The sequence below is a fragment of the Methylophilus sp. 3sh_L genome, from assembly GCF_046766015.1.
GTDB lineage: Bacteria > Pseudomonadota > Gammaproteobacteria > Burkholderiales > Methylophilaceae > Methylophilus.
The window spans coordinates 223,990-247,430 of record NZ_JBKOUF010000002.1; the positions used below are offsets into that span (position 1 = coordinate 223,990).

General features: G+C 52.7%; 22 protein-coding genes. 9 read left to right on the forward strand and 13 right to left on the reverse strand.

What is annotated here, in order from left to right:
• The first annotated feature begins 137 nt into the window (after nt 1-137).
• Complete coding sequence (locus ACIDF8_RS06735) at nt 138-2,336, forward strand: OsmC domain/YcaO domain-containing protein (RefSeq protein ID WP_412009849.1); 2,199 nt, start codon at nt 138-140, stop codon at nt 2,334-2,336.
• Between the two features lie 36 nt (nt 2,337-2,372).
• Nucleotides 2,373-3,281, forward strand: a complete 909-nt coding sequence (gene rlmF, locus ACIDF8_RS06740) for a 23S rRNA (adenine(1618)-N(6))-methyltransferase RlmF (RefSeq protein WP_412009850.1) — start codon at nt 2,373-2,375, stop codon at nt 3,279-3,281.
• A 30-nt stretch (nt 3,282-3,311) separates the two neighbouring features.
• Here the strand turns inward: rlmF and ACIDF8_RS06745 are convergent, their stop codons facing one another.
• Nucleotides 3,312-3,521: a toxin-antitoxin system HicB family antitoxin gene (locus tag ACIDF8_RS06745; protein WP_194747181.1), complete on the reverse strand. Its 210-nt coding sequence runs from the start codon at nt 3,519-3,521 to the stop codon at nt 3,312-3,314.
• A gap of 17 nt (nt 3,522-3,538) precedes the next feature.
• Complete coding sequence (locus ACIDF8_RS06750) at nt 3,539-3,700, reverse strand: hypothetical protein (protein ID WP_412009851.1); 162 nt, start codon at nt 3,698-3,700, stop codon at nt 3,539-3,541.
• Nucleotides 3,701-3,969: 269 nt separating this feature from the next.
• Here ACIDF8_RS06750 and ACIDF8_RS06755 point away from each other — a divergent pair, with 269 nt between their 5' ends.
• Both ACIDF8_RS06755 and ACIDF8_RS06760 read left to right on the forward strand, forming a co-directional pair.
• Nucleotides 3,970-5,451: a DEAD/DEAH box helicase gene (locus ACIDF8_RS06755; RefSeq protein WP_412009852.1), complete on the forward strand. Its 1,482-nt coding sequence runs from the start codon at nt 3,970-3,972 to the stop codon at nt 5,449-5,451.
• Nucleotides 5,451-5,903: a YaiI/YqxD family protein gene (locus ACIDF8_RS06760; protein ID WP_412009853.1), complete on the forward strand. Its 453-nt coding sequence runs from the start codon at nt 5,451-5,453 to the stop codon at nt 5,901-5,903. Before ACIDF8_RS06755 ends, ACIDF8_RS06760 begins: the two co-directional genes overlap by 1 nt.
• 63 nt (nt 5,904-5,966) lie before the next feature.
• On the opposite strand, the gene nadD is transcribed toward ACIDF8_RS06760, so the two are convergent.
• The 10 genes from nadD to ACIDF8_RS06810 all read right to left on the reverse strand — a co-directional run bounded on the left by nadD (nt 5,967) and on the right by ACIDF8_RS06810 (nt 18,589).
• The gene (gene nadD, locus ACIDF8_RS06765; RefSeq protein WP_412009854.1) at nt 5,967-6,623 is read right to left on the reverse strand and encodes a nicotinate-nucleotide adenylyltransferase; all 657 of its coding nucleotides are present in this window, start codon (nt 6,621-6,623) and stop codon (nt 5,967-5,969) included.
• Nucleotides 6,624-6,692: 69 nt separating this feature from the next.
• Nucleotides 6,693-7,949, reverse strand: coding sequence for a glutamate-5-semialdehyde dehydrogenase (locus tag ACIDF8_RS06770; RefSeq protein ID WP_412009855.1), 1,257 nt, complete (start codon nt 7,947-7,949; stop codon nt 6,693-6,695).
• A 48-nt stretch (nt 7,950-7,997) separates the two neighbouring features.
• Complete coding sequence (gene holA / locus ACIDF8_RS06775) at nt 7,998-9,032, reverse strand: DNA polymerase III subunit delta (RefSeq protein WP_412009856.1); 1,035 nt, start codon at nt 9,030-9,032, stop codon at nt 7,998-8,000.
• Between the two features lie 2 nt (nt 9,033-9,034).
• Nucleotides 9,035-9,553, reverse strand: coding sequence for an LPS assembly lipoprotein LptE (gene lptE, locus ACIDF8_RS06780; RefSeq protein ID WP_412009857.1), 519 nt, complete (start codon nt 9,551-9,553; stop codon nt 9,035-9,037).
• 35 nt (nt 9,554-9,588) lie between these two features.
• Nucleotides 9,589-12,204, reverse strand: a complete 2,616-nt coding sequence (gene leuS, locus ACIDF8_RS06785) for a leucine--tRNA ligase (protein ID WP_412009858.1) — start codon at nt 12,202-12,204, stop codon at nt 9,589-9,591.
• Nucleotides 12,205-12,328: 124 nt separating this feature from the next.
• The gene (gene adk, locus ACIDF8_RS06790) at nt 12,329-12,982 is read right to left on the reverse strand and encodes an adenylate kinase (RefSeq protein ID WP_412009859.1); all 654 of its coding nucleotides are present in this window, start codon (nt 12,980-12,982) and stop codon (nt 12,329-12,331) included.
• Between the two features lie 86 nt (nt 12,983-13,068).
• A complete protein-coding gene (gene rsmA, locus ACIDF8_RS06795) occupies nt 13,069-13,842 on the reverse strand; it encodes a 16S rRNA (adenine(1518)-N(6)/adenine(1519)-N(6))-dimethyltransferase RsmA (protein WP_412009860.1) in 774 nt (257 codons plus the stop codon).
• Nucleotides 13,839-14,837, reverse strand: coding sequence for a 4-hydroxythreonine-4-phosphate dehydrogenase PdxA (gene pdxA / locus ACIDF8_RS06800; RefSeq protein ID WP_412009861.1), 999 nt, complete (start codon nt 14,835-14,837; stop codon nt 13,839-13,841). Before pdxA ends, rsmA begins: the two co-directional genes overlap by 4 nt.
• 90 nt (nt 14,838-14,927) lie before the next feature.
• The gene (locus ACIDF8_RS06805) at nt 14,928-16,247 is read right to left on the reverse strand and encodes a peptidylprolyl isomerase (RefSeq protein ID WP_412009862.1); all 1,320 of its coding nucleotides are present in this window, start codon (nt 16,245-16,247) and stop codon (nt 14,928-14,930) included.
• Nucleotides 16,244-18,589, reverse strand: a complete 2,346-nt coding sequence (locus tag ACIDF8_RS06810; RefSeq protein ID WP_412009863.1) for an LPS-assembly protein LptD — start codon at nt 18,587-18,589, stop codon at nt 16,244-16,246. The genes ACIDF8_RS06805 and ACIDF8_RS06810 overlap by 4 nt, the downstream gene beginning before the upstream one ends.
• 422 nt (nt 18,590-19,011) lie before the next feature.
• Here ACIDF8_RS06810 and ACIDF8_RS06815 point away from each other — a divergent pair, with 422 nt between their 5' ends.
• From ACIDF8_RS06815 to ACIDF8_RS06825, 3 genes are read left to right on the forward strand one after another with little or no spacing between them, the layout of a single operon-like run.
• A complete protein-coding gene (locus ACIDF8_RS06815) occupies nt 19,012-19,980 on the forward strand; it encodes an aminoglycoside phosphotransferase family protein (RefSeq protein ID WP_412009864.1) in 969 nt (322 codons plus the stop codon).
• A 2-nt stretch (nt 19,981-19,982) separates the two neighbouring features.
• A complete protein-coding gene (gene murU, locus ACIDF8_RS06820) occupies nt 19,983-20,648 on the forward strand; it encodes an N-acetylmuramate alpha-1-phosphate uridylyltransferase MurU (RefSeq protein WP_412009865.1) in 666 nt (221 codons plus the stop codon).
• 21 nt (nt 20,649-20,669) lie between these two features.
• Nucleotides 20,670-21,098, forward strand: a complete 429-nt coding sequence (locus tag ACIDF8_RS06825; protein ID WP_412009866.1) for a phosphate-starvation-inducible protein PsiE — start codon at nt 20,670-20,672, stop codon at nt 21,096-21,098.
• A gap of 24 nt (nt 21,099-21,122) precedes the next feature.
• On the opposite strand, the gene ACIDF8_RS06830 is transcribed toward ACIDF8_RS06825, so the two are convergent.
• A complete protein-coding gene (locus ACIDF8_RS06830; protein ID WP_412009867.1) occupies nt 21,123-22,151 on the reverse strand; it encodes a GGDEF domain-containing protein in 1,029 nt (342 codons plus the stop codon).
• Between the two features lie 181 nt (nt 22,152-22,332).
• On the opposite strand from ACIDF8_RS06830, the gene ACIDF8_RS06835 reads away from it, so the two are divergent.
• The gene (locus ACIDF8_RS06835) at nt 22,333-22,563 is read left to right on the forward strand and encodes a DUF3820 family protein (RefSeq protein WP_412009868.1); all 231 of its coding nucleotides are present in this window, start codon (nt 22,333-22,335) and stop codon (nt 22,561-22,563) included.
• A 40-nt stretch (nt 22,564-22,603) separates the two neighbouring features.
• Complete coding sequence (locus ACIDF8_RS06840; RefSeq protein WP_412009869.1) at nt 22,604-23,374, forward strand: DUF2927 domain-containing protein; 771 nt, start codon at nt 22,604-22,606, stop codon at nt 23,372-23,374.
• The last annotated feature ends 67 nt before the right edge of the window (nt 23,375-23,441 follow it).

Genomic DNA, 23,441 nt, shown 5'->3' on the forward strand with positions numbered 1-23,441 from the left:
GCTAGCAAAGTTTCACTCTCTATTCGACTTAAGTTTGTAGCAAAGTAAGCAATCAGCGCTGCTGCTAAATTAGGTCGCCTGAATGTTGTGAGGGATAATAGCGGTTTTCGCTCAAACGTCATTTTCGGAATCCCCCCATGGAAGTTAAAGTCAATTTTCTCGATAAGCTCCGCCTTGAAGCCAAGTTTGATGACTTCACGGTGATTGCCGACCAGCCTATCCGCTACAAGGGCGATGGCTCGGCGCCGGGGCCGTTTGATTACTTTTTGGCTTCGTCTGCGCTGTGTGCGGCGTATTTTGTGAAGCTGTATTGCAGCACACGCAATATTCCGACTGAAAACATCCGCTTGTCGCACAACAATATTGTCGACCCGGAAGACCGCTATAAGCAGATTTTCAAGATACAGATTGGGTTGCCTGCGGATATCTCTGAAAAAGACCGCATTGGCATTTTGCGCTCGATAGACCGTTGCACGGTGAAAAAGGTGGTGCAGACCGGCCCTGAGTTTGTGATTGAAGAAGTGGCGAGCCTGGATGCCGATGCGCAGGCCTTGCTGACGGTAAACCCGGCGGCGGAGACGCAGACGTATATCACCGGCAAAGATTTGCCGTTGGAGCAAACCATTGCCAATATGACCGGCTTGCTGGCAAGCCTGGGCATCAAGATCGAGATCGCTTCGTGGCGCAATATTGTGCCTAACGTGTGGTCGCTGCATATCCGCGATGCGCATTCGCCCATGTGCTTTACCAACGGCAAGGGCGCGACCAAGGAAAGCGCGCTGGCCTCGGCGCTAGGTGAGTATATTGAGCGCCTGAGTAACAATCATTTTTATGCTGGGTCTTATTGGGGCGAAGACATTGCCAATGCCGACTTTGTGCATTACCCGAACGAGCGCTGGTTTAAGCCTGGGCGCAAAGATGCGCTGCCAAAAGAGATTCTGGATGACTACACGCGGGACATTTACAACCCCGATGGCGAGTTGCGGGGCTCACATTTGATTGATACCAACTCTGGCAATCGTGAACGCGGCATTTGCGCTCTGCCGTTTGTGCGGCAGTCAGATGGCGAAGTGGTGTATTTCCCGTCTAACCTGGTTGAAAACCTGTATGCCAGCAATGGCATGAGCGCAGGCAATACGCTGGCCGAGGCGCAGGTGCAGTGCTTGTCCGAGATTTTTGAGCGCGCGGTGAAGCGCGAGATTATTGAAAGTGAAATGGCGTTGCCGGATGTGCCGCCAGCGGTGCTGGCGAAGTACCCAGGCATTGTGGCGGGCATTGCTGGGCTGGAGGCGCAGGGCTTTCCGGTGCTGGTGAAAGATGCGTCGTTGGGCGGGCAATATCCGGTGATGTGCGTGACGCTGATGAACCCGCGCACGGGTGGCGTGTTCGCCTCGTTTGGTGCGCACCCAAAACTGGAAGTCGCACTAGAGCGCAGCCTGACCGAGTTGCTGCAGGGCCGTAGTTTTGAAGGCCTCAACGACTTGCCGCAGCCAACCTTTGTCAGCGAAGCGGTGACCGAGCCGAATAACTTTGTTGAGCATTTTATTGACTCTAGCGGTGTGGTGTCGTGGCGCTTTTTCAGTGCTAAGTCGGACTCCGAGTTTGTGGAGTGGGATTTTTCAGGCAAGGACGACAATGCCAACGCTGAAGAAGCCGCGACCTTGTTTGGCATTTTGGCTGAGATGGGCAAAGAGGCCTATGTGGCGGTGTATGACCAGCTGGGTGCGACGGCATGCCGGATCTTGGTGCCTGATTATTCTGAGGTGTATCCGGTGGAAGACCTGGTGTGGGATAACACCAATAAAGCGTTGTTGTTCCGAGAAGATATCCTCAACCTGCATCAGCTGGACGATGACAGCCTGCAAGCCTTGCTAGAGCGGCTGGAGAATAACGAGCTGGATGACTATGGCGATATTGCCACTTTAATTGGCATCCAGTTTGACGAGAACACGGTGTGGGGTCAGCTCACCGTGCTAGAGCTCAAACTCTTGATCAACCTGGCGTTGCAGCAGTTTGAAGAGGCGCAAGATATGGTAGGGGCATTTTTGCAGTACAACGATAACACGCTGGAGCGCGGTTTGTTTTACCAGGCGCTGAATGCCGTGCTCGAAGTGACGCTTGATGACGAGCTGCAGCTGGCTGATTATGAGGTGAATTTCCGCCGCATGTTTGGTGATGCGCGTATGGACGCGGTACTAGGCGCTGTCGATGGCAGTGTGCGTTTTTATGGCCTGACACCGACCAACTTGCAGCTGGAAGGGCTGGACAGGCACCATAGACTGCTGGATAGCTACCGGAAGTTGCACGCCGCACGCGCCAAGGCCGGGGCTGCTTAGGCGCGCTGACCAAGTGCCATTGGCGATGACTTAGGTATGAAGCCCGTCAGTTCTTCATCTGTATTGCATCCACGCAATCTGCACCGCGAGGGCTATGACTTTGCGTTACTGGTGCAGGCGCATCCGGCCCTGGCGCCCTATGTGCGCCCGAATGCCTATGGCGATGACTCGATAGACTTTGCTAACCCGCAGGCGGTAAAGGCCTTAAATCAGGCCTTGCTCAAGCTGTATTATGGCGTGGCGGTGTGGGATATTCCCAAGCAATACTTGTGTCCGCCTATTCCTGGCCGGGCTGATTATGTGCATTACCTGGCGGATTTATTGGCCGGGCAGGGGATTGATCAGGCTGTGCGTTTGCTGGATATTGGCACTGGTGCGAATCTGGTCTATCCACTGATTGCAGCGCAGACTTATGGCTGGCAGTGCTTGGGCGTGGATATTGATGCCAAGGCCTTGCGTAATGCGCAGCAATTGATTGAAGCGAATGGCTTGCAGCCAAAGATCAGTGTGCGTCAGCAGCCAAATGCGGCGTCGATATTTAAAGGCGTGATCTTGCCGGGCGAGCAATGGACGCTGACCATGTGCAACCCACCTTTTCATGCGTCTGCAGCCGAGGCACAGGCAGGCACGCAGCGTAAATGGCGCGGGCTGGGCAAGCGGCCACCGCAGGCGCTGAATTTTGGTGGCCAAGCCAATGAGCTGGTCTGCGAGGGCGGTGAGGCCGCGTTTTTAACCACCATGATTCATGAGAGCAAGCTATTTGCCAAACAGTGCGTGTGGTTTACCACGCTGGTCTCTAAAGCCAGCAACTTGCCGCTGGTGATGCGCGAGCTTAACAAAGCTGGGGCGCTGACAGTCAATACGGTGGAGATGGCGCAAGGCCAGAAACAAAGCCGGTTTGTGGCGTGGACGTTTCGCGCGTCCACCAAAAGCCATGGCGATTAGCTAGGAGTTATGAGCGAGGTTAACGTGATATTAATCGCCAAATTTATCAAGTAATGTCAGTGCCGTGTTCGCATCTCCCTGCTTGGCTCTGGCTTCAAAGCGTGTTTTGGCGTCAAAGTTTGCCAGGGCGACAGTCGCCAACTCATCCACCAGTTTGTTGACGCTGACCTTATGCGCTTTGGCGAGGGATTTCAGTCTTTCGTGTTTGTCATCCGGCAAACGAATCGTCAATATGCTCATGTTGACTCCTTAGGGGGCTAATCATCTTTAAAAAATACTCTTTCTGCAAATAATGCAGCACCTATCAGTGGTTGAATCTGACCCTGCAGGCATAGACGCATAATCTCTCTGGCAACACTGCCTTCATTTTGCAAGGCTGCAACCATAATATTGGTACCCAGAACAATGTTGAAGGTCATGCTTCAATGATAGCGCATACGCTATCATGAATAAAAGGCGTCGGAGGAGTCCTCCTCACAAAGCAATTAAATGTATGAGCAATTAATAAACCACGTATAATATAGCTACCTTGTGAACTACCAATCCTCACAGCGGCCTTGTCATAAATCATCGATATACTCTTCGTTTGTCCAGATTGGTGTTGCTGCGGCAACAGACCAACGCCCAATAATTTGTTGCATGCCTGCCGTTTGTGATAGGTCATGCACGCTATTAAAGTTGAATAACCTTGTCACAAGAAACGACCCCCGCAAACATTACGTTTGCTGATTTACATTTGTGCGCGCCTGTGTTGCGCGCGATTGCCGATGCTGGCTATACCTCACCGACGCCGATTCAGGCACAGGCGATTCCTTATGTGTTGCGCGGTGGCGATTTACTGGCCGGGGCGCAAACCGGGACCGGCAAAACCGCTGGCTTTACCTTGCCGATTTTGCACCGCTTGTCTGAAAGCCCGTTAAAACAAACCGCCGCGGGCAAGCCGCGTTGCCTGATTTTGTCGCCCACACGTGAGCTGGCAGCGCAGATCGGCGAGTCAGTGACCACTTACGGTAAATATCTGCCGCTGAAAAGCATGGTGGTGTTCGGCGGGGTGGGCATTAACCCGCAAATCAGCCGCCTGAAAAAACCGCTGGATATCATGGTGGCGACGCCGGGCCGCTTGCTCGACCTCACCAACCAGAAGGCGCTGGATTTGTCCGGCATTGAGATTCTGGTGCTGGATGAAGCTGACCGCATGCTGGATATGGGCTTTATTCACGATATTAAGAAAGTGCTGGCCCTGTTGCCTAAAAAACGGCAAAACCTGCTGTTTTCGGCGACGTTTTCTGATGAAATCAAACAACTGGCAGACAGCCTGCTGAATAACCCGGATTTGGTGGAAGTGGCGCGGCGCAACACCTCAAACGCGCTGATTGAGCAAAGTGTGCACATGGTGCCGCAGGCGCACAAGCGTGAGATGGTGAGCTTTTTGATCAAGCAGCAACAATGGCAGCAGGTGCTGGTGTTTACGCGCACTAAACATGGCGCGAACCGTCTGGCAGAAAAACTGGTTAAAGACGGTATCCCGGCGATGGCGATTCATGGTAACAAGAGCCAGAATGCGCGTACGGCGGCGTTGGCTGAGTTTAAAACCGGTGGCATCACCGCGCTGGTGGCGACCGATATTGCTGCACGTGGCCTGGATATTGACCAGTTGCCGCAGGTAGTGAATTTTGAGCTGCCTAACGTGCCCGAAGACTATGTGCACCGCATCGGCCGCACTGGCCGTGCAGGCGCTACCGGGGCGGCGGTGTCACTGGTGGATAGGGAGGAACTCAAATTGTTGAAAGACATTGAGAAGCTGATCAAGCGCGAGATTCCCAAACTACCGGTAGAGGGCTTTGTCGCCCCCGAGAAAAGCAGTGAAGAGCCGGATCGGCCACCACGCAATCAGCCTCGCGGACAACGGTCTGCACCTAAATCAGCGCAGGCACCCCGTGACGCGTCGCGTAGTCAGAAACCAGGCCAGCCCAGACAACATCAGTCTAAACCAGGCCAAGCCCATTCTGCCGCAACTAACCCGCGTGCTAGTCAGCAAACGGGGCAAAAAAAACCGGCGAGTGCGTCAGGACATGCGCCTGGTCAGCAAAAATCTGCGCGGCAGCCTGGCGGCCACAAACCGCAGGGTGGTGCGTTATTTAGCGCCAGACCGGTGCCGAAAGCCGGTTAATGCGGATTTGGGTGGATGCCGATGCTTGCCCTGGCGTGATCAAGGAAATTTTGTTCCGCGCGGCGGAGCGTAGCCAGGTCATGACTACCTTTGTTGCCAACAAGCTGCTTTATGTACCGCCTTCGGCTTATTTGCGTGCCATGCAAGTGGCCAAAGGCTTTGATGTGGCAGATAACGAGATCGTGGCGATGCTGGAAGTGGGCGACTTGGTGATTACGGCAGATATTCCGCTGGCGGCGCAAGTGATTGAAAAGCAGGGCCATGCGCTGAATCCGCGCGGCGAGTTTTATTCGGCAGAAAATATCCGTGAACGGCTAGCCATGCGTGACTTTATGGAGTCACTGCGTGCCAGCGGCGTCGAAACGCAGGGCCCCAACGCGATGCAGGCGTCTGACCGCCATGCATTTGCGCGGCAACTAGACCAGTTTTTGGCGCGTGCGCGCCGGCCCTAGCCGTTTGGCGCTAGCATTTGGGTGCTCATGCTTGGGCTTATGGCGCTTTGGGCGTTGGCTGCATCACTCGCGCGCGGGATGCTGGTATAAATGGTGTTGCTGGATGTATTGCAGTACGGCTGCAGGCATATCTGTGATCGTGTTTAAGGCGTGTTGTGCCAGACTGGCTCTTAATCCGGTGGAAGAAATCGCTGGCGGCGTCTGCGTTAAATAGCTGATCAGCCCATGTGCTTGCGTTGAGAACGCCGTGGGTGCATCCTCAATATTGATCAGCTTACCCCTATGCCCTGCATGCAAGGATAAGGTTTTCTCTGCTTCAGCGCGGTGAATGACCAACAGGTGAGCGTAATCCAGCAGTGCCGTCCAACGGTGCCAGGTCGGCAGTTTCTGGTAGCTATCCTGGCCCATGAGCAGGCACAATGATTGGTGGGGGAAGCGCTGGCGGAGCAGGTGCAGCGTCTCTATGGTATAAGAAGGGCCTTGGCGATCCAGTTCACAGGTATCCAGCACGAATTGGTGATGGCCCTGAATCGCCAGCTTGACCATGGCTGCGCGATGCTGGGCAGTGACTGCCGGGGCAGTTTTATGCGGGGGCAGGGCGGCGGGCACAAAGCGGATTTGCGTGCACTGCAGCGTCTCCAGCACGCTCTGGGCCAGGGCCAAATGCCCGTTGTGGATGGGATTAAAGGTGCCGCCGAAAATGCCTATCAGTTCCATCATTAAGATTCTTTGGCCTTATGGAGGCATCGCGCGTCTGGAGTAACATCCGCCAAACGGCTGCAAATGTGGTTACGCGCGGACGTGGCCGTCACCCAGAACCACATATTTCAACGATGTTAACCCCTCGAGGCCGACCGGGCCGCGCGCATGCAGCTTGTCAGTAGAAATACCGATTTCTGCGCCAAAGCCATATTCAAAGCCATCGGCAAAGCGGGTAGAGGCATTGACCATCACGCTGCTGGAGTCTACCTCACGCAAAAACTGGCGTGCTTTGGTGTAGTTCTCGGTCACAATCGCTTCGGTGTGCTGGCTGGAATACTTGTTGATATGCTCAATCGCTTCATCCACACCACTGACCACCTTGCACGAGATAATCGCGGCCAGGTATTCGGTGTAGTAGTCTTCTTCAGTGGCCGCTTTGGCTTGTGGCACGATGGCGCGGGTTTCTTCACAGCCGCGGATTTCAATGCCTTTGCTGATCAGCATCTCTGCCAATTTCGGCAGCGCGGTGCTGGCAATACTACGTGCGACCAGCAAGGATTCCGCCGTGTTACAAGTGCCCAGGCGCTGGGTTTTGGCGTTCTCAAGAATACGTACGGCTTTGGTCAGGTCAGCTTCGTCATCCACATAGACATGGCAGTTGCCGTCTAAGTGCTTGATCACTGGAATACGGGCATCGTTGCTGATGCGTTCAATCAGGCCTTTGCCACCGCGTGGCACAATCACATCGACATATTGTTTCATGGTGATGAGCTCACCCACCGCGGCACGGTCAGTCGTCTCGACCACCAATACGGCGGCTTGTGGCAAGCCCGCCTGTTGCAGGCCTTGATGTACGAGTTTAGCCAGGGCCTGGTTGCAGTGAATCGCCTCAGAACCTCCGCGCAAAATACAGGCGTTGCCAGATTTAATGCACAAGCCAGCCGCATCGACCGTCACGTTTGGACGGGCCTCGTAAATAATGCCGATGACGCCGAGCGGCACACGCATTTGGCCGATCTGGATGCCGGAAGGGCGGTATTTGAAATTGCTCATTTCGCCGATCGGGTCTGGCAGGCTAGCGATTTGTTCCAGGCCTTCTGCCATGGTAGCCACCGATTTTTCACTCAAGGTCAGGCGGTCCAGCATGGCGGCTTCCATGCCATTGGCTTGGGCGGCTTGCAGATCTTGCTGATTGGCCGCGAGCAAAGCTTTTTCATGCTGACGGATCAGTGCTGCAATATTGCGCAGGGCCTGATTCTTGGTGTTGGTGTCGGCTTTTGCCATCAAACGGGAGGCGGCACGTGCCTGCTCACCCAGTTGCTTCATGTAGTGTTGAATGTCCATAACTTCTTATTCTATCCTAAACCCGATGCCGTCCAAATTGCTGGCGTTTTAACGTGCGCTTACCCTGGCTGATTTATTGGCTGCCATTCTGGCAATCCCGGTACATAACCGTGACAGCTCCAGCCAGGCATCACCATCGCCCACGCCTTTTGCCATCCGGTCTATGTCAGACAGTTTTTGCAAAGCAGCTTCGATATGTTTTTGCGGTAAAAATTCCAGTGCACGCCTGACTAATTGCTGGCGGTCACCAAATAACCTGGCCTGGCTCAAGGCTGCTTGCATGGCAATGCCTTGCTGCATGGCTAGCCTGACTTGTAACAGTGGCCGGAACAGCCAGATGAGTGGGTTCATCACCGCCACCGCAGTTTCCCCTTCTTCGCGCAGGCCTTCCAGCATGCGCATCACGCGTTGCGGGTCGCCTTGCAGCATGGCTTCACCCAATTGCGAGACGTCAAAGCGGGCCACATTGAGCACGCACTGACGGATCGCTTCTTCACTGAGCGGGCCGGGCGGGTATAGCAAGCCCAGTTTTTGGATCTCCTGGTGCGCGGCTAATAAATTCCCTTCCACCTGTTCGGCAATAAAGCGGCGGGAAGCTTCATCCGCTGTTTGCTGTTGCCTAGCCAATCGCTGTGCAATCCACTCAGGCAATTGCGCCAGCGGGACCTGATTCAACACCAGCAGCACCCCATGTTGCGACAGGGCTTCATACCAGGCGCTACTGGTCATGTCCCGGTCTGGCGCGGGCAGGGTCAGGATAATGGTGGTATCCGCCGCAGGCTGCTCGGCCAGTTGCTGTAATACCTTGGCGCCTTCGACGCCAGGCTTGCCAGTGGGGATATTAATTTCGAGGATGCGTTGTTCGGCAAATAGCGAAAAGCTCTGCAAAAACTGGCTGACTTGCCCCCAGTTGAAGTAGCGCTCTACCGTAAAACTGGCGCGCTCTTGCGCACCATGCTGACGCGCAGCGGCGCGGATTTGATCTATTGCCTCGGTGATAGAGAGCGGCTCATCGCCTGCCAGCACAAACAAATGCTGCTTGGGAGGCAAATATTGCGTCAGTTGCGCCGCCTGAATGCGCATGCTTAATCGGCTTTTTTAAGCGCAGACAGTCGCCGCATAATGCCATTGATGACATCCAGCTGCATGCTGTCGTTGAGCATTTTTTGCTCGGCTTGTTTGGCCAGCAGGTTGGCGTCGTTATAGGTGTAGTCACGACGGCCTTCCATCACCAAAGGCAGGGCCCAGGTCGGCTCGCTGGCGATTTTGGTACGGTATTGCACGCGGTAGTAGAGTTCGTATTCACGCACCACCCCGGTACCGCTCAAGGACAGAATGCGTTGCTCACTTTCTTCCTTCAGCAATTCCAGTTGCAACTCAGCCTCTTCGGCGTCATTGACGACTTTCACCCCTTGTTCGGCCAAGGCTTTTTTAAGCGCAATGTTGATCTGCGTTGAACCCTTGATAAAAATGGTTTTAAAAGCAATCGGCGATGGTTGGCGCAGGTGAAAACCGCAAGCAGGCAGCAGCGCGGTCAGCACGGCGATGCTGCACCAAAGGGTGATCGCGTATATCCACCGTGTAGAGAAAGTCTGCTGCACCATGCGCTCCTTGAGTAAACGGGCTAAGAATAAATCTCTTAGGCCACCACAATATTAATCAGCTTGTTAGGCACGACAATGATTTTTTTCACGCTGCCTTCGTTCAGGAATTTTTGGACGAAATCCTGATTGACAGCCGTTGCCTCAATCTGTTCTTTTGCCATGCTCTTGGGGATGCTGATGCTGCCACGCAGTTTGCCGTTGACCTGCACCACATATTCCACCTCGTCCTGTACCAGGGCAGCGTTGGCGGGTTCTGGCCATTTGGCCGTCAGAATGTCTTCGCCCAGTTTGAGCGATTGCCACATCACTTGCGTGATATGCGGCGCAATTGGTGACAGCAGGCGCAAGAGGATGCTGTACCCTTCAAACGCGACGGCAACCCAGTCTTTCTCGGCTTCTTTTTGCACTTTCTCCAGCGTATTGAGGATCTTCATGCAAGCAGAAGCCACCGTGTTGAATTGCAGTTTGGCCAGGTCGACATTGGCTTGCTTGAGCACGCTGTGTACTTCCCGTCTATGGTTGGCCAGTTCGCCAGTCAGTTTGTTCGGCAGGTCAGCAGGCGTTTGTTGAGACAAGGCATGGCCAAAGTTCCATACCCGCTTCAGGAAGCGGTGCGAACCTTCTACCCCGCTGTCTGACCACTCTAAAGTTTGTTCTGGGGGGGCCGCAAACATCATGAAGAAACGGGCGGTATCCGCGCCATATTGCTCGATCAGTGATTGCGGGTCTACGCCATTACGCTTGGACTTGGACATGGTGCCTATGCCCTGGTAATCAATCGCCGAGCCATCCTTGATTAATTTGGCGCCGGTCACTTTACCGTTGTTGTCATGCACCAGTTCCACTTCCTCCGGCGCAAAATATTCAATGCCGCCTTTAGCCGTGCGGCGCGAGAAAATGTGATTCAACACCATGCCTTGCGTCAGCAGGTTGGCGAACGGCTCGTCATAATTGACCAGCCCCAGGTCGCGCATGACCTTACTCCAGAAGCGTGAGTAGAGCAGGTGCAAAATGGCGTGCTCAATACCACCAATATACTGGTCGACCGGCATCCAATGGTTGGTTTGTGCATCCACCATGGCTACATTGCTAAAACCGGAGGCATAGCGTGCGTAATACCAGCTGGAATCCACAAAAGTATCCATGGTGTCAGTTTCACGCTTGGCAGGTTGACCGCATTTGGGGCAGGTGCAATTTAAAAAGTCTTCGCGCTTGTTGAGCGGATTGCCTGAGCCATCTGGCACACAATCTTCCGGTAATTTCACCGGCAGCTGGTCGTCGGGCACAGGCACGTCACCACAGCTGTCGCAGTGGATAATCGGAATTGGGCAGCCCCAGTAACGCTGGCGCGAAACGCCCCAGTCACGCAGGCGCCAGTTGGTTTGTTTGCCGCCCAGGTTTTTGTCTGCCAGGTCAGCTGCCACCGCGTCTATGGCTGCCGCATAGCCCAGGTCATTGTATTTGCCAGAGTGGATGCAGACGCCTTTGGCTTTGTCACCATACCATTCTTGCCAGGCAGCGAGATCAAACTCCTGGCCGACCACACTAATCACTTGTTTGATCGGCAAGTTATATTTTTTGGCAAAGCCAAAGTCACGCTCATCATGCGCAGGCACGGCCATGACGGCGCCTTCGCCGTAGGTCATCAGCACATAGTTGCCCACCCACACCGGCACTTGTTCGCCAGTGATCGGGTGCGCTACGGTCAGGCCGGTATCCATGCCTTCTTTTTCCATGGTCGCCATGTCGGCTTCCATGACTGAGCCTTGCTTGCATTTCTCGATAAAAGCTTGCAATGCTGGGTTGTTTTGCGCCGCATGGGTGGCGAGCGGATGCTCAGCGGCAACGGCACAGAAAGTCACGCCCATGATGGTGTCGGCACGGGTCGTGAACACCCACAGCTTGCCGTCATCAATCAATTGGCCATCATTGTTTGTAATGCCATGCGTAAAGGCAAAGCGCACACCCACGCTCTTGCCTATCCAGTTGGCTTGCATGGTTTTAACACGCTCTGGCCAGCCTGGCAGTTTGTCCAGGTCATCCAGCAATTGCTGGGCATAGCCAGTGATATTGAGGTAGTAGCCAGGGATTTCGCGCTTCTCAACCAGGGCGCCGGTGCGCCAGCCGCGGCCATCAATCACCTGTTCGTTAGCGAGTACGGTCTGGTCGACCGGATCCCAGTTCACCACCTGGGTTTTTTTATAGGCGATGCCTTTTTCGAGCATGCGTAAAAACAGCCACTGGTTCCACTTGTAATACTCAGGCTGGCAAGTCGCCAGTTCGCGGCTCCAGTCGATGGCAAAGCCTAATGATTTCAACTGTTTGCGCATGTAGGCAATGTTGTCATATGTCCATTGCGCGGGCGGCACGCTGTTCTGGATGGCTGCGTTTTCGGCAGGCAAGCCAAACGCGTCCCAGCCCATAGGCTGTAGCACATTAAAGCCTTTCATGTGGTGGTAACGGCTTAGCACGTCGCCGATGGTGTAGTTACGCACATGCCCCATATGCAACTTGCCACTTGGGTAGGGGAACATCGACAAGCAATAGTATTTGGGCTTGCTGCTTTCGGCCTTGGCCTGGAAGCTCAGCTTGCTGTCCCAGTGTTGTTGTGCCTGTTGTTCGACTTCTTTGAATGGATACTGCTGTTGCATGTTGGCGGCAATGGAATGATAAAAAGATGATTATACCTTGAAGCGCTTTAAATGACTGCTAGCCGGTCAGCTTAAAGACACAAAAAAGCCCGCAGTTGCGGGCCTTTTGAGACGGATGATGCACTTACTTCAATGCGGCAAAAATTTCTTCTTTAATCGTATTCAATTCGCCCAGGCCGTTGACCTTGACGTATTGCGGTGCACCGCTGACGCCAGATTTGGCCCAGTCAGAGTAGTAACCAATCAGTTGTTCGGTCTGGTTGTGGTAGACCTCTAGGCGCTTCAATACCACTTCTTCCTTGTCGTCATCACGTTGCACCAGGTCTTCACCGGTCACATCGTCTTTGCCTTCTGCTTTTGGCGGGTTGAATTTGACATGGTAGGTGCGACCGGAGGCAGGGTGGCTGCGGCGGCCACTCATGCGCTCAACAATGGCTGCATCTGGCACGTCGATCTCAACCACGTAATCAATGCCTACGCCCGCTTGCTTCATTGCTTCAGCTTGTGGAATGGTGCGTGGGAAACCGTCGAACAAGAAGCCATTGGCGCAGTCTGCATCTTTAATCCGCTCTTTCACCAGGCCGATAATCACTTCATCGGGCACCAGGCCGCCAGCATCCATGAATTTTTTGGCTTCCAGACCTAATTGGGTGCCTGCCTTGACTGCTGCGCGCAACATATCGCCAGTGGAAATTTGCGGAATATTGAATTTTTCTTTAATAAAGGTGGCTTGTGTCCCTTTACCGGCACCAGGGGCGCCCAGCAGAATCAAACGCATAACATGCTCCAAAAGTTTGGGTTTTAATAAAAGCAGGATTATATCAGGCTAAACTTTAAATCAGGTTAAGCTGGCGCAGATTGGCTTTAAACGTTGTCAGTCAAGTAATTGCTGATGGCAACAAACTCAGTCACGCCCAGATTCTCGGCGCGGCGTTGAGAGTCTATATTCAATGCAGTAAAGCCAGCGTCATCAAGCAGCCCTTTAAGGGTATTGCGCAGGGTTTTACGGCGTTGACCAAACGCGGCGCTGACGACTTTGGCAAATAAGGCTTCATCCTTGGCCGGACAGGGCAGTGTTGCATAAGGCACACAGCGTACAAAGGCGGATTCTACCTTGGGTGCTGGATCAAACGCTTCGGGGGGCACTGTCACCAGGTATTCCATCTGCAAGCGGTATTGCAGCATGACTGACAGGCGGCCATATTCCGGGCTCGATGGCTCAGCCACCATCCGTTCCACCACTTCTTTTTGCAGCATAAAGTGCATGTCTATAATCTGCGCCGTGTTTTCGAGCAGCTTGAACAGGATAGGGCTGGAAATGTTATACGGCAGGTTGCCGACCACACGGATACGCTCACCAATGGTGCCGAAATCAAATTTGAGCACATCTGAATTATGGATGGTGATTTTTTGCGCCGGATAAAAGCCTTGCATCCACTGAATGATGTCACGGTCAATTTCGACCACATGCAAATGATTCAACTGTTTGAGCAAGGGTTGTGTCATTGCCCCCAGTCCCGGGCCGATTTCCACCATCAGGTCTTCTGCTTGTGGACGAATGGCATTGATCAGGCTTTGGATAATACTTTGGTCGATCAGGAAGTTCTGACCAAATTTTTTCTTGGCGATATGTTTCATGAGAGGGCGGGCGTGCGGGATTTGGAAAGCGCGATGGCGAGTTGGATGGCACTGAGCATGCTACCGATATCGGCTTGGCCACTACCGGCAATATCCAGTGCCGTGCCATGGTCTACCGAGGTGCGGATAATCGGCAAACCGAGCGTCACATTCACGCCTTGGCCAAAGCTGGCATGTTTGAGTACGGTCAGGCCTTGGTCATGATACATGGCGAGAAACGCATCGGCCTGCGCCAGGTTTTTCTGTGAAAACATGGTGTCAGCGGGCAGGGCGCCAAACAATTGCATGCCTTCTGCGCGCAACTGGTCAAGGACAGGGTTAATGGTGTTAATTTCTTCCATGCCCAGATAACCGTCTTCGCCCGCATGCGGGTTTAGTCCTGCCACATAGATGCGTGGCTGGGCGATGCCAAATTTGTGTACCAGATCGTCATGCAAAATGCGCAGGGTGGTGGTGAGTGCTGCAGGCGTGATCGCAGCACTGACCTCGGTTAACGGCAGATGAGTAGTGGCCAGGGCCACACGCATGCCACCACCGACCAGCATCATGACCACTTGCGAGGTGTTGGTTTTTTCTGCCAGGTATTCGGTATGACCGGTAAAGGCAATGCCGGCGTCGTTAATCACGCCTTTGTGCACAGGCGCTGTCACCATGGCGTCAAATTCGCCAGACTGGCAGCCTGCCAGTGCGCGGTCCAGCATGGCTAATACAGTGCGGCTATTGTTGGCGTCCAGCTGGCCTGCCAGGACGGGGGCAACGGTATGTACGGGCAGTACCGTTAACTGCCCCTCTCCTGCATGCGGGATACGGGCTTCGGTATAAGCTTGAATCTCGACTGGCAATCCCAGTTGCGCGGCCCGCGCTTGTAATGCCGTAGGGTCTGCCAGCACCACCACGCTTGCCGGCAACGCCGTATGCGCGAGCTTGACGCAGACATCCAGGCCGATCCCGGCAGGTTCCCCCGAAGTGATGGCAATGTGTGGCAAGGTGCTCATGGCGCAGGGGTAGCCGTTTCGGGTTCGTTGCAATTAACTAGGGTACAGTGATGCATTTAAGCAAAATTTATCTTTTGATAATTGGGCGCTTTAGAATTTGTCTTCCAGACGCATTTCGACAAAGGCCTTGTCGCGCAATTCATGGATCCAATCGTTGTAGGCTTCTTCGGCCTTGCGCGCGCGGATTTCCTGGCGGGCTTTCAAGCGCTTGGATTCTTTGGACATATCCTGTTTGCGGCGCTTCAGCACCTGAATCAGGTGCCAGCCAAACTGGCTGCGCACCGGGGCACTGACTTCATTGATTGCCAGCTCTCCCATGGTTTTCTCAAACACTGGCACGGTGTCTCCAGGGTTGATCCAGCCAAGGTCGCCGCCATTGGAAGCACTGCCATCGTCCGAGTATTGGCGCGCCATATCCTGGAAAGGGGTGCCATGGTCTATGCGTTCTTTGATGCCTTCGATTTTCTGTTTGGCTTCCTTGTCAGACAAGACTTCATTGGGTTTGAGCAGAATGTGGCGCACATGCGTCTGGTCGACGATGAGCGTACTAGCACCGGCACGTCTATCGTTAAGTTTCAGGATATGTACGCCGCTCGCACTGCGGATAGGGCGGGAAATCCCGCCTGCTTGCATGCTTTTAACCAGCTCGAAGAATTGGGGGGGCATTTGCTGGCCACTGCGCCATCCCATGCTACCGCCATCCAGCGCATTGGGTGCATCTGAGAAGTTAGCCGAGGCTTTTTCAAAACTCATGCCGTCGGCCAGGGCCTTCATGACTTGTTCGGTACGTGCCTTGGCTTTTTGAATGTCTTCCGGACCACTGTCTTCTGGTAAGCGGATCAATATCTGTGAGAGGTTAAACTCGTCGAGCTCGCCTTCTTTTTCCTGTGTGGTCAGGTAGTTATCAATTTCAGCCTCAGAAATATTCACTTTGTTATCAACATCGCGTTCACGCAGGCGGGCGATGATAATGTCATTGCGGATATCTTCACGGAATTTGTAGAAGTTGGTGCCGTCTTCTTCGAGCGCTTTTTTAAAGGCCGGTAAGGTGAGGTTGTTTTGTTCGGCAATCCGGTCTATGGTTTTGTCCAACTGTGCATCGTCGACCTTGATCCCAGTTTGTGACGCCAATTGCAGTTGCAAGCTATCCACAATCAACCGTTCCAGAATTTGCTTTTCTAATACTTCATCTGGAGGAACGTCCACCCCTTTTTTAATCATTTGCGCTTTGACGTATTCCATGCGGTTAAGCATTTCACGTTCTGTGATCACGGATTGATCAACGACGGCGATAATGCGGTCCATTTTTTCGATCGGTTTTTTTTCTGCCGCAAACAATGCAGAGGATTGCCCGCTGACCAGCAGCGCGGCACTCAGGGTTGCGATTAAATTCAATAAATGTTTCATCATTGCGAGTTCTGGTCTCTGTAAATTGCCGGGATATCATAAGTGCGCATGTAGGTTGGGATATTGCGCTTGATTACATTCAGCGGGTTGGCACCAATGGAGGTTAGCCCCCCCAGTTCGAGTTGAAAAAACATGCCGTAGTTCGCATTGGCGGTGGCCGTCTGTACACGTTGCATGACCGCACGTGCTTGCCAGCAACCGGCATCATATTCGAGCCCGCCTAAGAATTGCACGGCGTTGGCATCACGGATCGAGTAGTTCAAACGACTGATTCCATACCAGCCTGAGCCTAAAGGCCATTGGGCAGAGGTGTCGATTTGCTCCAACACATTTGCTGTGTAGCGGTAGCCAAAAGTAAACGACTTGCCTGGTTCTGGATTGTAACGCAGCAAATAGTTATTGCGCTGCATATTGCTGTGTTCTAAGTCGTATTGCCAGAAAGTATCCAGATTCAAGCGGCTGGACAGTCTTGCGGTGAAGCCTGCCAGAATGTCAGAGGATTTACTGATCGTCGCGGTGGTATTGGGCAGCGTGACTTTCTGGTCTTCAAAATAGTAGCGTTGTGCCAGCGTGCCGCTCAAGCGTTCAATGCCGGTATCGCTATCAATCAGGCGGCTGGTAAGCGCCAGTGTCATCTGGTTGGCATTGTTAACACGGTCATCGCCACTAAACTGGTTTTCATAAAAAATCGAGTTTTGGTTCAATGTGTTAACCGAGGTATCGAAAATCGGCAGCTTGCTCTGGTCTTTATACGGGATATACACATAGTATGCCCTTGGTTCCAGTGTATGCGTGTACGAAGTGTCAAACAAATTGGTCTGACGGTCAAAATACAATCCAGAATCCAGACTCATGATGGGCAGCGTACGGTTGAGCTGGTTATATTCTTGAGAATATCCCACTGGAATATTGTTATTCAGGCTGTATTGCGTGCTCTGAACACCAATTTTTGGTGTTACATACCCATAAGAATTTTTGAACGGGTAGGAAATCGAAGGGTAGACACTCATGCGGCTACCGCTGGGTTTGTCTAACATCCCATCCATGGTTTGAAAGTTGACGTATTGGGCCCCCGATTGAACGTGGAAACCTTTGTAGTCATCGTTATAAGTCAACGTCAGTTGCGGTAAGCGCTGGTAAACAAAAGACACGTTATCCAAGTTTTGATAACGTTGAATCATGCCATTAAACGTTAAATGTTCGCTGTTGTAATTGGCAAACACCGCCTGCTGCAAGTTCACGCGAGAAGTCACCTGAATCCGAGTGGCTAAGTCTGAGAAATAAGTATCATCCGAAACCTTTTCAAAGCTGTATCCGCCTGACCAGTTAGGACCAAAGCTTTGCAAGTGCGTGAGTCTGGCATAGTAACGGGTTTGTCCCGTCATACTGTCTTTATCCAAGTACTCAAGATTATTGACGCCGGAATAGGTTTCCCCCAGGTAGCGGAACTCACCTTGCAGTTGCACCCCGCGTTTACTAAACACATTGGTGCCTATGGTGGCATCCATGTCCGGGCTGATATTGATATAGTAAGGCGTCAACAGCTGGAAGCCGCTGCGGGAGGTCGTTCCCCATAACGGGGCCAAAAACCCGCTTTTACGCTGATTGTTATAAGAGAAACTCATCCAGGGCGTGTAGAGAATAGGCACGCCTTTAAATTCAACATAGGCATTGGTTGCCACGCCGGTTCTGGTGTAGTCGTTGAGGTCTAGCGAATTGGTTTTGATATACCAATCATCCACATCGGCGGCGCAAGAAGTATAGCTGGCACCTTTCAGTCGCTTGATATTTTGGCCTTCAAACAGCACTTGTTTGGCGGTGGCACGAATATTGTCAAATGCACTTTTCTTACTATTATCTTGCGTGCTGTATGACTGGTTGTCATCGACATAATTTTTCGGGTCGCTGAGCAGAATGGCCTGGTCGTTCAGCAGAGGGCTGCCCCCCTCATCGTTAGGCGGGGGCGGACTGCTTTTGAATTCGATAGACACATCACGCATTTCACCGATATTTTCACTCAGGCGCATGCGCAGCATGGGTCCGGTAATCTTGGTCTGACCCGCGGTAATCACCGCATTGCCTTCTACTTGCAACTCATCGTTCTGGATATCGTAGCGGATATCATCGCCAGTCACTTGTTGCCCATCTTTACGCATGACGGCATTGCCAGTCGCGCGCATTTGGCGGTCCATACGTAATTGCAGGGTATCGCCTTCAATTTCAATGGCACCCGGCAAAGTGGCAGCCTCAGCCAGCTGAATTTTTTCAGGCGCAGCACTTTCGTCGGCGCGCAAGTGCTCAGGCGAGAGTGTGCCTATGGCGATCAATGCCAGAATCAGGCGCATACCGCGTTCCTGAAAAGTAGATGAGTGAACTTGCAAGTTATTCAAAGAATGATCGTTTCGGTCAAGCCTGCCATTGGCCGCTTAATTATTGTGACTCACGCTGGGAGGCAATAAAGCAGATACCCAGTTTCAATTGCGCTATATTATTCATGAAAATGCTTAAAAAGTCATTTTTAGCTGCAACCAGGATTTTCCATGCGGTGATTTCAATCTGGTTAAACGTTCACTTTCTCAATGAGTGCATCTTTAAGAGTAGTGTAAATTGTCGGTGAAGTGAACGACTATTGACGGCAAATGTGTATAAATAACCCCTCACGTCGGCCAGCGTTGCCGTTTCAAGTCCTCATGCAAAATCTGGGTTAAAATGGCAGCCGCATTTTTCTCGCCCGAGTAGCGGGCCCGTTCAATAGTTGGGATATTTTGTGGATAGAACACAGCAACTTCAGCAATGGCTGACGCAAGTACTTGATCAACCTTACACCCTGAGCACCGCGTCGGCAGATGCCAGTTTCCGCCGCTATTTCCGTGTGCATCTGGCTACCGAGACTTTGATTGCGATGGATGCCCCCCCGCCCCAGGAAGATTGCCGCCCTTTTGTAAACGTGGCTGAGCAGTTGCTGGCAGCCGGGTTGAATGTGCCCAAGATTCTTGCGCAAGACCTGGAACAAGGGTTTTTGCTGCTCAGTGACCTGGGTAATGACACTTATTTGTCACAGCTCAATGCAGGGAATGCCAAAGCCTTGTACGGTGATGCATGCCAGGCGCTCATTAAGATGCAACTGGCAACCAAACCTGCGGCCTTGCCACCTTACGATGCTGCCTTGCTCATGCGTGAATTGCAGTTGTTCCCGGAATGGTATGTGGGCAAACATTTGGGCAAGACGCTGACCGCAGAACAGCAGGCGGTGATCGATAAGACGTTTGCCTTGCTCATTAACAATATTCTGCAGCAGCCGCAAGTAACCGTGCACCGGGATTACCATTCTCGCAACTTGATGGTGACTGCGGAGAACAATCCAGGCGTGCTGGATTTTCAGGATGCAGTGATCGGGGCGATTACCTATGACCTGGTTTCCTTGTTCAAGGATGCTTATATCCGCTGGGATGAGGAAATCATGATGGACTGGGTAGTCCGCTACTGGCAGTCTGCCAAACAGGCGGGCTTAGCCATGAGTGCAGACTTTGGTGAGTTTTACCGCGATTTTGAATGGATGGGCGCCCAGCGCCACATTAAAGTCTTAGGGATTTTTGCGCGCCTGTATCACCGCGATGGCAAAGCCGGGTATCTTAAAGATATGCCTCTGGTGATGCAGTACCTGCAAGCGGCGTGTGAGCGTTATGTGGAGTTACGGCCTTTCCTCAAGTTACTCAAGACGCTAGAGGCTGAATGAATATGCGCGCCATGATTTTGGCCGCAGGGCGAGGCGAGCGCATGCGGCCGCTGACCGATCATACGCCCAAGCCCTTACTGGAGGTTGGTGGCAAGCCGTTGATTGTCTGGCATATTGAGCGCTTGGCACAAGCGGGTGTAACAGAGATCGTCATCAATCATGCGCATCTCGGCGCACAGATTGAAGCGGCGCTGGGCGATGGCGGACGCTGGCAGGTCCAGCTCCAGTATAGTGCGGAAGCGACCGCACTGGAAACCGCAGGCGGCATTGCTTATGCGCTGCCCTTATTAGGCACACAGCCTTTTTTGGTGGTGAATGGCGATGTGTACACCGATATTGACTATGCCAGCCTGGCTTTGCCTGCTGGGATGCTGGCACACTTAGTCATGGTGGATAATCCGCCACAACATCCGGCCGGAGATTTTGGCCTGGTCAATGGCCTGCTGCAAGAAGACGCCAGCCATAAGCTGACGTTCTCAGGTGTGGGGGTTTATCATCCAGACTTGTTTGTAACGGTGACGCGCGGGCAGCCAGCCAAACTGGCGCCGTTATTAAAAGCCGCCATGCGGCAGCAACAAGTCAGCGGGCAGCACCATGCCGGGGTCTGGCATGACATTGGGACGCCGGAACGATTAAAGCAACTGGATGACTGGTTGACATCATTATAAGCATTAAAAAAAGGGAGCATCATGAAACCACCATACGAGCATAAAACAGACAAGCTGGCGCACCAGGCCTTAATGTGGATAGAGCGATTGGGCCTGGGGCTGGTGACGCTGGCCACCTTTTTTTCACTGGCGCATGAACTGTCGCGTATGTGGAATGCCGGCATGGTCGGCCTGGGGGATTTATTGCAGCTGTTTCTGTATCTGGAAGTCTTTTCCATGATCAACAGCTATTTTGGTTCTGGAAAACTGCCGATGCGCTACCCGATTTATATTGCCATGGTGGCATTGGCGCGATATTTGTTGCTGGACATGAAAGAAATGTCTGAGACGCACATGCTGGCAGTGTCTGCCGCGATCCTGATCCTGGCTGTTTCAGTTCTAGTAATGCGTTTTGGTCACGCCCGTTATCCCTACGAGGATATTCCCGAGCAAAAACGTGACCTGCTGTAGGCTAGTGGACCTTAATTGGCCCAATTAAGCTGCAGCAAACGCTTCGGTAGACAAGACCGCACGGTTGCGGCCATTGGCTTTGGCCGTGTACAACGCTTGATCGGCGCGGCTGATCAGGTCATCCGCTTGTTCGCCTGCCTGGTAAGCGGCCACGCCAAGTGAGATCGTGATATTGGAAATCATATGCTGGGTGATCGTATTCTTGATGTTGATTGCGGCGACCTTATGCCGGATCTGTTCGGCAACCTCATGCGCCGTTTCCAGTCGTGTATTCGGCAGCAGTAACACAAACTCCTCACCACCATAACGCGCCGCACTATAGTGATTGCCTGCGACGGTTTTGAAGATATTGGCGACCGCCTGGATCACCTTATCGCCAAACAAGTGGCCGTAACTGTCGTTCACTTTCTTGAAGTGATCAATGTCGGCGATAATCAGGCTGGTATCCACAACATGTTGCTGCAGACAGTCGTGTAGAACCACATCAAACCCTTTGCGGTTCATCAGCCCGGTCAGGCCATCTTGCAAGGCTTCTTGCCTGGCCTTGATCATTTCGTTTTTAAGCCCATCAATTTCTTCCAGGCTGGAGCTCAATTTACCTTGCAAGTGTTGCATGCTGTTTTTCATAAGCAAGGTTTCAGATAACAAGGAATCCAGTTGCAAGGCCAGTTGCGGTTCCTTCTGCTGGATCTCGTTCGACCAGGCATCCAGCGTTTGCGTATATTGCGTGGTTTGCATGCCAGCTTTTTCGGTTGAGCTGCGCATATCGGTGACCACCTCGCTAAAGCGGTCTACCAGTTTTTTTGCATTATCGGCATCAATGCCGGCAATATGCTTATTAAACATATGGGCCGTACTTTTTTCATTGAGTTTTTTTTCTTTTTCAATCAATGCGTTGACTTCCTCAATCAGGCGCGCATGTTCGCCAGACGAGTATTCATACCAGACGGCATAGCTGACCGGATGGAATGCGGCATCCTGCATCGCCATGTGATGGATGGCCTGCCGCAGATGTTCTGCACTTTTTTCTTTGGTGACTTCGTATTGCATCATGGTTTTCCGCGATGTTTAGTTCAACACTAGGTAATCTTTATTCATTATTGGGGCATACTGGATAGCTTATCGGCGCTTGTAAGGAATTCTTGAGGCCTGGCCCTTATTGCGCGAAGATTGCCTGATTTTTTGCGTAGAATAGTCACGATGATTCCACTTTGGCTCCACAGGCATTAGCCCCATGAAAAACGAAGATTTATTACAGCTGGTCAGCGTCAAAATGCCGTATGGCAAATACCAGGGACGCTTGATTGCAGATTTACCCGGCCATTATTTAAACTGGTTTGCCCGTGAGGGCTTCCCGCGGGGGGAGCTTGGCCGCTTACTGCAACTGATGCAGGAGATTGATCACAATGGCTTGTCTGCCTTGCTCACTCCTTTACGCGAAAGTGGCCGTTCTTTCCATGATTAGGTTTTTCCATGATTAGGTCGTCTCATGGTTGGGGCTTGGCATGATTAAATGGATTGGTCTGCTGCTCGGGCTATTATGGTCGCAGATGACGCAAGCCGAGGAAGCCTGGCAGTCACCAGAATACCTGCAACTTGCGTTTTCAGAAGTGGCGTTGCACAACGAATACCGGCCAGGCGAGTTAGGCGTGCGTAAATGGTTAAAGCCCGTCAAGGTCTGGTTGGTGCATCACGCAGATGAAGAGGAAAAGCATACGACGCTCACGCGCTATCACCTGCAGCATCTTGCTCAAATTACCGGCCATCCGGTCAGCTTTGCCAGCAGTGCAGCTGAAGCCAATATGATCGTTGTTTTTAGTGAAGCGGTACAGTGGCAACAGGACTTAGTGCAGGTGAGCGGCAATCCGCATATGCAGCCGCCAGCGGATGCGGTTTGCATGTTCGGCGCGACGACTGATGCCAAGCAGGCATTCACGCGGGCTTGGGTGGTTATTCCTGTCGATCATGCGCAAGCGCACCGGTCGCTGGTTTCGTGCATTGTCGAGGAGATCACCCAGGCCATGGGCCTGCCAAATGATTCCGAGCGTGTGTTCCCCTCGGTATTTAATGATAAAACGCCTGAGGCTTTGCTTACCGGCCTCGACGCGCTGTTACTCAAAATGCTGTATCTGCCCGCGATCAAGCCTGGCATGCACGCCGCACAGGTAAGGCCTATCCTGGCGCGCCAATTGCAACAATGGCAGCAAGATGGCACGATTGCACAGGCAGAGCAATCGGTCAGGCGATCGCCACTCTATGAGATGATGGGGTTTTGATAGTGTGCGGCTGGTTTGCAGGGGGAACCATTCCAGCAATCGCCGACCAAATAGGCTACAATGCCCA